Consider the following 8,327-nt stretch of genomic DNA (forward strand, 5'->3'; position numbering starts at 1 on the left):
GCCCACGCCCGTGGGGCCGAGGAACATAAACGAGCCGGTCGGCTTCGTCGGGTCGGACACCCCGGCCCGCGAACGACGAATCGCATCCGAGACCGCCTTGACCGCCGCATCCTGCCCGACNCCCGCTCGTGCAGTTCGTCCTCGAGGTGCAGCAGCTTCTCGCGCTCCGACTGCATGAGCCGACCGACGGGAATGCCCGTCCACGCGGCCACGACCTCGGCGATGTCCTCCTCCGTAACTTGGTCGTTCACCATGCGCGCCTCGTTCTGCTCGGCGGCCTCGGCCTGCGCCACCTGGCGCTCGAGTTCGGGGATCTCGCCGTAGAGCACGCGGCTCGCGAGCTCGAGGTTACCCTCGCGCTGCGCCCGGTCGGCCCGGATGCGCGCATCGTCCAGTTTCGACTTGAGGTCACCGACGCGGTTCAGATCGCTGCGCTCGGCGTCCCAGCGCGCCTGCAGCGCGTCGAGCTCAGCCTGTCGGGCGGCGATGTCTTCGCGCAGCTTCGCGAGTCGCTCCTTCGACGCGTCGTCGTGCTCTTTCTTCAGCGCGAACTCCTCGAGCTTCATGCGCTCAAGCTGCCGCTTGAGCTGGTCGAGCTCGAGCGGCGACGAGTCGATCTCCATCCGCAACCGCGACGCAGCCTCATCGATGAGGTCGATGGCCTTGNTTGACGGGAGGGGATGTAGCGGTTCGAGAGGGATGCCGCGGCAACGAGCGCCCCGTCGCTGATCGCGACCTTGTGGTGCGCTTCGTACCGCTCCTTGAGCCCGCGCAGGATCGCGATCGTGTCTTCGACGCTCGGCTCGTCGACGTAGACCTGCTGGAAGCGACGTTCGAGCGCTGAGTCCTTCTCAATGAACTCGCGGTACTCGTCGAGGGTCGTCGCGCCGATGAGACGCAGCTCACCGCGCGCGAGCATCGGNCATGTTCGCCGCCGAGACGCTCGATTCGCCGCCACCGGCACCCATGAGCGTGTGCAGCTCGTCAATAAAGGTGATGATGCGGCCTTCGCTCGAGACGATCTCGTCGAGCACCGCCTTCATTCGCTCCTCGAAGTCGCCGCGGTACTTCGCGCCGGCGAGGATCGCCGACATGTCCAGCGAGATGACGTCCTTCTCTTTCAGCGACTCGGGCACGTCGCCAGCGACGATGCGCCGGGCGAGCCCTTCGACAACGGCGGTCTTGCCGACACCGGGTTCGCCGATGAGCACGGGGTTGTTCTTGGTGCGGCGCGTGAGCACCTGGCTGATGCGCCGAATCTCACTGTCTCGCCCGATCACGGGGTCGAGCTTGCCGGCGCGAGCAATGTCGGTGAGGTTGACACCGAAGCGTTCGAGGGCTGACTGGCTTTCCTCATCGGGAGCCTGGGCGCCTTGCATGTTGGCCATTGGTGTCTCCTTTCGCTGATCTGAATCACAACTTGAGCGGACTTGACTCAAGTTTACGACTTTCTCCAGGCCGCGCAAGCATTTGAGCTGGGATTTTCCTGCGCAACACGCCCACAAATCAAGAAAACCCCACCACCTCGTTAACCTGCTGTTAACCTCTTGTTCAAGCAGCGGTCATCACTGCTCCTGTTGCGAACCCGCAACAGCCCAAACATCTGCCAAATGGCAGCCAGAAATAGGAGGCGACAACAATGGCTGAAATCATCGGCAAGATTGGTCGCGAATCTGGCGGCTTTCGAGTTGTGTTCGACATCGATTCACAGTTCGGTCGCCGCGAGCTCTGGCGCGCGATTAGTGACCGTGACGCCCTCGCATCGTGGCTTGGAACGTTCTCGCACGACCTCGTGGCGGGTAACCACTTCACTGTGGAGTACCTTAACGATTCGCACTACGACATCGAGGGCAAGGTGCTCGAGTTCGAGCCGCTACGCGCCCTCGACTACGAGTGGAAGTTCGGGAGCTACCCGGCCTCGAACATTCGCTTCGACCTCGAGAACGGCCTCGTCGGCGGCACGCATCTGCGACTGACAGTGTCGGGGCTCGACGAAGACGACGTCGTGCGCGCGGCATCGACCTGGCACGCCCAGCTCGAGTTCCTGCGCCTGTTCCTCAATGACATCCCCGTGCCGGCTTACGCCCTGCGCTTCCGCCGCGATGAGCTTCTCGCCGCGTACGACCAGCAGGTGCGCAACTTCGGCACCGCACTGACGGACACCGACGCCGCGTCGCCGAGCACGCCAGCGCGCCGAAACCCTATGGTCTCGGTACTTCACGCGCACTCGTACCTCGCGTAGCGCCTGAGCCACGACCCGGTGGGCGTCGCAGCACTTGCTGCGGCGCCCACCGTTCGTTTCCGGCTCGAGGCCAGGCGGATGCGCGAGGCTAGTGGCGCGCAGAGCGCTCGGTGAGCCGGCGCACGGCCAGCGCGGGAATCGTGAGCCAGTCGGGTCGGTGCCGGGCCTCGTAGATTACTTCGTAGACGGCCTTGTCGAGTTCGTACGCGATGAGCACGGCCTCGAGGTCGGCCTCGCCCGGCGCATCCTCACCCGCCTCGACCGCGTCGAGCGCGACGAGGCCGTCGGTGTATCCCTGCAAGAAGGAGGCGCGAGCTGAGTCGGCCCAGGCCCGCGCGACCTCGCGCCCCGCGCGCACCGACAGCGCGCCCGAGACGTAGTCGAACGAGCGGAGCATGCCGGCGAGGTCGCGCTGCGGCACGTCGGGTGAGTTGCGCTCGGCGAGCGGGCGCAGCGGCTCGCCCTCGAAGTCGAGCAGCACCCAGCCGCGGTCGGGCACCGCGAGCACCTGGCCGAGATGGAAATCGCCGTGGATGCGCTGCAGCAGCGGCCAATTCGCGCGGCGCGCCCGCTCATAGACGTCGTCGACCGACTGCACGAGCGACTCGAGCTCGGGCAGCGCCTCGACCGCGAGGCCGAAGCGCGCGCGCATCTGCTCGACCGCGGCATCGACGTCGTCCTGCTCCGGCTCGACGACCGGCATGACGCGACCGAGCGTCGTGTGTACCTCGGCCGTCGCCGCGCCGAGCGACTGCGCGAGCTGCGAGAAGTCCTCGCCCGACTCGGCGGCCCGCAGCGCGACGCGCCACGCGTCCTCGACGCCCGCGAAGAACTCCTGCGCAAACGCGAAGTGCCCCGAGAGCCGACCGAGCTGCGGGTCTGACCACGAGCCCGAGACCTGCCCGAACGTTGGCGGCACGCGCAGCGAGCCGGCCGCCGCGAGCGCGGTCTGCAGCGTCACGTCGGGATTGTCGCCGCCGTGCAGGGTGCGGAAAACCTTGATGATGAGTGGCACGGCGGGCTCGCCGCCGTCGTCGCGCAGCTCGCAAATAATCGAGGTGTTCGACTGCTCGCCGCCGAGCACGCGCGACGACGCAAAGCGGTGCGCCCGCGCACCCGGCATCGGCTGGCCGTACGCCTCGACCGCGCTGTCACCGGCGCCGATCGAGCTGCCCTCGTCGGCGACGAGCGACATCAGGGCGCGCGTGAACGCGGGGTCGTGCGGGCCGTCAACGAGCGCCGCGCGGTCTCCGTGCTCGGTCGCCGCGCCGATGTAGCCGAGCGGCTCGACCGCGGCGTCGATGTCGCGCACGACAAGCGGCACCTGGTAGGTCTGCGCGTGCTCGAGCGCGGCGTCGCGCACGAGGGCGACGGTGATGAGCCGCACGCCGGAGTCGTGCTCCGACGCGCTCAGTTGGTAGCTGCCAAGCAGCTCGAGCTGCTCGGGTCGCGCGTCGCCCGCGAACCACCGCTGGTTCGGCAACCAATCGCTGAGCAGATCCAGAACTTCAGACATAGAGGGTCCTCACTCGTGTGACGTGCACTGCCCAGCGTAGTTGGCGAGTCCGAGCGCGGCCGTCGAACCGGGGAGTGTTGCCACGGCGCATCCTGGAATATGCTCATCGCTATGGCACTGCCACAGGTCTGCGTCACCTATTTACTGCGCGATGGCGCGCAGGGAACCGAGGTGCTGCTCGGACACAAGAAGCGCGGGCTCGGCGTCTCGAAGATCGTCGGCCTCGGCGGCAAACTCAAGTTCGGCGAGCACCCCCGGGTGGCGGCCGTGCGCGAGATCGAAGAGGAGGCGAACCTCTTCGTCGACCCGAACCAGCTGCGGCACGTTGCGCTGCTCACCTACATCTTCGGCAGTAAGCCGGCGCTCTCGCAGGAGTCGTGGGTGTACCTCTGCCGCGATTGGATCGGCGAACCAGCCGAGTCGTCCGAGATCGCGCCCGTGTGGTTCCCGCTCAGCGACCTGCCACTCGACAACATGTGGTCGGATGCCCAGTACTGGTTGCCGCGAGCGCTGCGCGGCCAGTTCATCCGCGCGAGCTACATCTTCGGCAACGACCTCAACACGGCGGTCGCCTCGGACGACCCCGACACAGGGCTGCCGCGCCTGCCGCCGCCCGGCACCGTCGGCTAGCGGGTCGTTGCCGTCACGGTGAACTTGCTCGTGCGCGCGAGCTGCCGCGTGGGTCCGACGATGCGCTCGAGGTGCTCGCGGTGGCGCAGGTGTGAGTTGAACACTGTGACGAGGGTGCCGCCCGGCCGCAGCATGCGCCGCGCCGCGCGGAAGAGCTCGTTTGCCATGCCCTTCTCGACGTCGCGCCCCTCGTGGAACGGCGGGTTGAGCAGTACGAGGTCGCAGCTCGCATCGTCGATTCCGGCGCCCGCGTCGCCGCGTACCACCGTGATGCGCCCGTCGAGCCCGTTCGCGGCGGCGGTTGCGGCGGCGGATGCGCAGGCCGCCCAGCTGCGGTCGGTCGCGATCACCTCAGCGTCGGGCAGCCGCTTCGCGAGCCAGGCGGCGAGGAGACCCGTGCCACAGCCGAGGTCGACGGCCCGTCTCGCGTCGAGGTCATCGACGTCGAGCGCCTCGATGAGGGCGCGGGTGCCGATGTCGTAGCCGGTGCCCGCGAACGCGGCGCCATGGGCTGCGACGGTGAGGTCGAGGTCGTCGATGCGCGCCTCGCGCGGGTAGCTCAGTTCGGCGGCGGGCTTCGGCTCGGTGCCGACGATCGCGCGCGCCTTGCGCAGGCCGCGCGTGGCCCGCACCTGGGCGAAGTGGCGCTCGAACTGCTCGTTCATCGAGCGGGTGAGGTGCTTCTCGCGGCCGGCGAGCATGAGCGTGACGCCCGGCGCCGCCTTCGCCGCGACGGTTTCGGCGATCTCGTCGAGCTCAGCGAGCGACTTCGGCAGCAGGCCGAGCACGAGCTCCGCGCCGTCGAACAGCTCGCCGTCGAGCTCGGCACACTCGGTGATGGCCGCGTGCTCGAACACGTCGCGCGCCTCGGGGCTCACGCCGGCGTCGCTGAAGACCCGGATGCTCGGGCGCGCCTCGCCCGGCAGCTCGGCGAGCGCGCGGGCGAAGTCGAGCTGCGCATCCTCGACGATCGCGACGGTGCGCGGGAGGTCTTCGAGCTGGGTGACCCCGAGCTCGTGCAGGACGACGTCAACTTCCGGTGCACTCATTGCAGCATCCTGTCACGCTGCGGCCCCCGACGTGCCGAGGCGATGGGGGCCGCGCGACTTCATTGTCCGTTAACTGGGCCCCGTAGCATGGACGGAGTTTCCGTATCCCGTCGCTTTACTGCGCGACGCTGGGACTCGGATCCGCGACAAACCAGGAGAACACGTGAAGATCGCAATTCTCGGTGGCGACGGCTTCTGCGGCTGGCCCACTGCCCTGCACCTGTCGAACGCTGGCCACGACGTTGTCATTGTCGACAACCTCTCGCGCCGCCGCATCGACGAAGAGCTCGGCGCGAACTCGCTGACCCCCATCGCCCCCATCGAGGAGCGTCTCGCGGTGTGGAAGGACGTTTCGGGCAAGGACGTCACGTTCAAGAACATCGACGTCGCGCAGGACTACGACGCCCTGCTGCAGCTCATCGTCGACGAGGAGCTCGAGGCGATCGTGCACTTCGCCGAGCAGCGCGCCGCGCCGTACTCGATGAAGTCGCCGTGGCACAAGCGCTACACCGTCGACAACAACGTCAACGCAACGAACAACGTGCTCACCGCGATCGTCGAGTCCGGTCGCGACGTGCACCTCGTGCACCTCGGCACCATGGGCGTCTACGGCTACGGCACCGCCGGCATGAAGATTCCCGAGGGCTACCTCAGCGTCGAGGTCGTCAGCGATGAGGACGAGAACGGCAACAAGGTCGAAGAACACCGCGTCAGCCAGGAGATTCTCTACCCGACCAACCCGGGCTCGGTGTACCACCTCACCAAGGTGCTCGACCAGAATATGTTCGCGTACTTCGCGAAGAACGACCAGCTGCGCATCACCGACCTGCACCAGGGCATCGTGTGGGGCACGAACACCGCCGAGACCGCCCTCGACGAGCGCCTCATCAACCGCTTCGACTACGACGGCGACTACGGCACGGTGCTCAACCGCTTCCTCATGCAGGCGGCCGTCGGCTACCCGCTCACAGTGCACGGCACAGGCGGCCAGACCCGCGCGTTCATCCATATTCAGGACACGGTGCGCTGCATCGAGATCGCGCTCACGAACCCGCCGAAGCGCGGCGACCGCGTCATGATCTTCAACCAAATGACCGAGACGCACCGTGTGCGCGACCTCGCCGAGCTCATCGCGAAGATTGCGGATGCGCGGGTCGAGAACGTGCCGAACCCGCGCAACGAGGCGGCCGAGAACGAGCTGCACGTGCGCAACGACACGTTCCTCGACCTTGGCCTCAACCCGACCAAGCTTGCCGAAGGCCTGCTGCTCGAGGTCACCGACATCGCGCGCAACTACGCCGACCGCGCCGACCTGTCAAAGGTGCCGGCCACCTCGCTCTGGACGCAGAACCAGCACGCGGGCGTGCCCGCGTCGGTCGCCGCCGACACCAAGTAGGCGTCGGTATGCGGATCGCGCTGTTTACGGAGGTCTTCCTGCCGAAGATCGACGGCGTGGTCACTCGGGTGCTGCGCACCATCGAGCAGCTGCGCGATCTCGGGCACGAGGTGCTCGTGTTCGCGCCCGGCAACGCGCCCTCGAACTATGCGCAGCACCGAGTCGTGCACGTGAACTCGGTGCCGATGCGCCCTTGGTACCCCGAGGTCAAGGTCGGCATCCCGACGCCAAACATTGCGCGCCAGATGGAGGAGTTCGCGCCGCACGTCGTGCACTTGGTCAACCCCGTCGCGCTCGCCGCGTATGGCGCGCTGAGCGCGGCGCGGCGCGATCTGCCGATGCTCGCGAGCTTCCACACCGACACCCCGAAGTACGCGGATGCGCTCGGGCTGGGCGCGATCCGCAAGGCCGGCACCTCGTACATCCGCAAGATCCACAACCTCGCCGAGGTGAACCTCTGCACCTCGCCGCAGATGGTGGAGCGGGCCCAGGCGCTCGACTTCGAGCGGGTCGATCTCTGGCCGAAGGCGATCGACACCGACACCTACCGGCCCGACAACGCCTCGCTCGAGACCCGCAGCATCCTCACCGACGGGCACCCCGACGACAAGCTCATGGTCTACGTCGGGCGCATGTCGAAAGAGAAGAACTTGCGGGCGCTGCTCGAGCCGATTCGCCGCCTCGGCCCCGAGGGCGTGCGGCTCGCGATGGTTGGTTCGGGGCCCGATCGGGATGAGCTCGAGCGCGACTTCGCCGGCACGAACACGGTGTTCACCGGCTACATGGCCGGTGCCGCGCTCGCCTCGGCGTTCGCGTCGGCCGACGTGTTCGCCTTCCCCTCGACCACCGAGACGCTCGGCTTCGTCGCCCTCGAGTCGATGGCGTCGGGGGTGCCTGTCGTCGGCGCGCGAGCCGGGGGCATCCCGTTCGCCGTGCCCGAGGGCGTCGGCGGCCTTCTCTTCAACCCCGACTCGGCCGAGGACTTCGAGGCCCAGCTGCGGCGACTGCTGTTTGACGACGAACTGCGCACGCGGATGGGCCAGCAGGCGCGCGAGGAGGCGCTGCGCAGCTCGTGGCGTTCAGCAACCGAATCGCTCGTCGACTTCTACGAGCTCGCGATCGACCGCCACTGGCGGCGCGCCAACACGCTGTCGACGTACTCGCGACCCATGCGCTTGTTCGGCAAGCCCCTCCCCCGGCCCACCGACCTGCCGGCCGGGCTGACGCACCGCGACTAGCGCATCCGTACATCCCAGGGCCGACATCTCGCGCGCCAGCGGTTGATTTTGCATCGGCGCCGCGCCCGAACGGTCACGAGGCGCGCTCAGGTTCTTTTAAGCTGTGACGCATGAACATCAAACTTCGCCGCCTCGCCGTCATCCCCATGATCGGCGCCGCCCTCGCCCTTACCGCCTGCTCGGGTGCCGCTGAGCGCCCGACCGCCGACGAGCTCAAGTCCACCATTGAAGAAGAGCTCGGCAGCACGACGACCGG

At 67.6% G+C, this 8,327-nt stretch carries 8 protein-coding genes and 1 pseudogene; 4 read left to right on the top strand and 5 right to left on the bottom strand.

Going from position 1 to position 8,327, the window contains the following annotated elements:
* From ID132_RS15510 to ID132_RS15520, 3 genes and pseudogenes are all read right to left on the bottom strand, one after another.
* A pseudogene (locus ID132_RS15510) lies at positions 1-623 on the bottom strand (ATP-dependent chaperone ClpB); the annotation flags it as partial.
* A complete protein-coding gene (locus ID132_RS15515; RefSeq protein ID WP_459562438.1) occupies positions 563-919 on the bottom strand; it encodes a hypothetical protein in 357 nt (118 codons plus the stop codon). The gene ID132_RS15515 and the pseudogene ID132_RS15510, both read right to left, overlap by 61 nt.
* Positions 903-1,388: an AAA family ATPase gene (locus tag ID132_RS15520; RefSeq protein ID WP_459562439.1), complete on the bottom strand. Its 486-nt coding sequence runs from the start codon at positions 1,386-1,388 to the stop codon at positions 903-905. The genes ID132_RS15515 and ID132_RS15520 overlap by 17 nt, the downstream gene beginning before the upstream one ends.
* A 251-nt stretch (positions 1,389-1,639) precedes the next feature.
* Between ID132_RS15520 and ID132_RS05460 the strand changes: the two genes are divergently transcribed.
* Positions 1,640-2,242, top strand: coding sequence for an SRPBCC domain-containing protein (locus tag ID132_RS05460; protein ID WP_193128061.1), 603 nt, complete (start codon positions 1,640-1,642; stop codon positions 2,240-2,242).
* Positions 2,243-2,330: 88 nt separating this feature from the next.
* Here ID132_RS05460 and ID132_RS05465 read toward each other — a convergent pair whose 3' ends face one another.
* Positions 2,331-3,758 (bottom strand): maltokinase N-terminal cap-like domain-containing protein, encoded by a 1,428-nt coding sequence (locus tag ID132_RS05465; RefSeq protein ID WP_193128062.1) that lies wholly within the window; start codon positions 3,756-3,758, stop codon positions 2,331-2,333.
* Positions 3,759-3,869: 111 nt separating this feature from the next.
* On the opposite strand from ID132_RS05465, the gene ID132_RS05470 reads away from it, so the two are divergent.
* On the top strand, positions 3,870-4,388 hold the full coding sequence (locus ID132_RS05470; RefSeq protein WP_193128063.1) for an 8-oxo-dGTP diphosphatase: 519 nt from the start codon (positions 3,870-3,872) through the stop codon (positions 4,386-4,388).
* On the opposite strand, the gene ID132_RS05475 is transcribed toward ID132_RS05470, so the two are convergent.
* A complete protein-coding gene (locus tag ID132_RS05475; protein ID WP_193128064.1) occupies positions 4,385-5,437 on the bottom strand; it encodes a class I SAM-dependent methyltransferase in 1,053 nt (350 codons plus the stop codon). The two genes, ID132_RS05470 and ID132_RS05475, sit on opposite strands and share 4 nt — an antisense overlap.
* Before the next feature lie 163 nt (positions 5,438-5,600).
* Here ID132_RS05475 and ID132_RS05480 point away from each other — a divergent pair, with 163 nt between their 5' ends.
* Together ID132_RS05480 and ID132_RS05485 are read left to right on the top strand one after the other, a co-directional pair.
* Positions 5,601-6,833, top strand: a complete 1,233-nt coding sequence (locus ID132_RS05480) for an NAD-dependent epimerase/dehydratase family protein (protein ID WP_125107505.1) — start codon at positions 5,601-5,603, stop codon at positions 6,831-6,833.
* Positions 6,834-6,841: 8 nt separating this feature from the next.
* Positions 6,842-8,071, top strand: coding sequence for a glycosyltransferase family 4 protein (locus ID132_RS05485; RefSeq protein ID WP_193128065.1), 1,230 nt, complete (start codon positions 6,842-6,844; stop codon positions 8,069-8,071).
* The last annotated feature ends 256 nt before the right edge of the window (positions 8,072-8,327 follow it).

The organism is Gulosibacter sediminis (assembly GCF_014904065.1).
Lineage (GTDB): Bacteria > Actinomycetota > Actinomycetes > Actinomycetales > Microbacteriaceae > Gulosibacter > Gulosibacter sediminis.

Coding starts and splice junctions, on each gene's coding strand:
- ID132_RS05460 (WP_193128061.1), top strand. CDS start 1,640: ATGGCTGAAATCATCGGCAAGATTGGTCGCGAATCTGGCGGCTTTCGA.
- ID132_RS05465 (WP_193128062.1), bottom strand. CDS start 3,758: ATGTCTGAAGTTCTGGATCTGCTCAGCGATTGGTTGCCGAACCAGCGG.
- ID132_RS05470 (WP_193128063.1), top strand. CDS start 3,870: ATGGCACTGCCACAGGTCTGCGTCACCTATTTACTGCGCGATGGCGCG.
- ID132_RS05475 (WP_193128064.1), bottom strand. CDS start 5,437: ATGAGTGCACCGGAAGTTGACGTCGTCCTGCACGAGCTCGGGGTCACC.
- ID132_RS05485 (WP_193128065.1), top strand. CDS start 6,842: ATGCGGATCGCGCTGTTTACGGAGGTCTTCCTGCCGAAGATCGACGGC.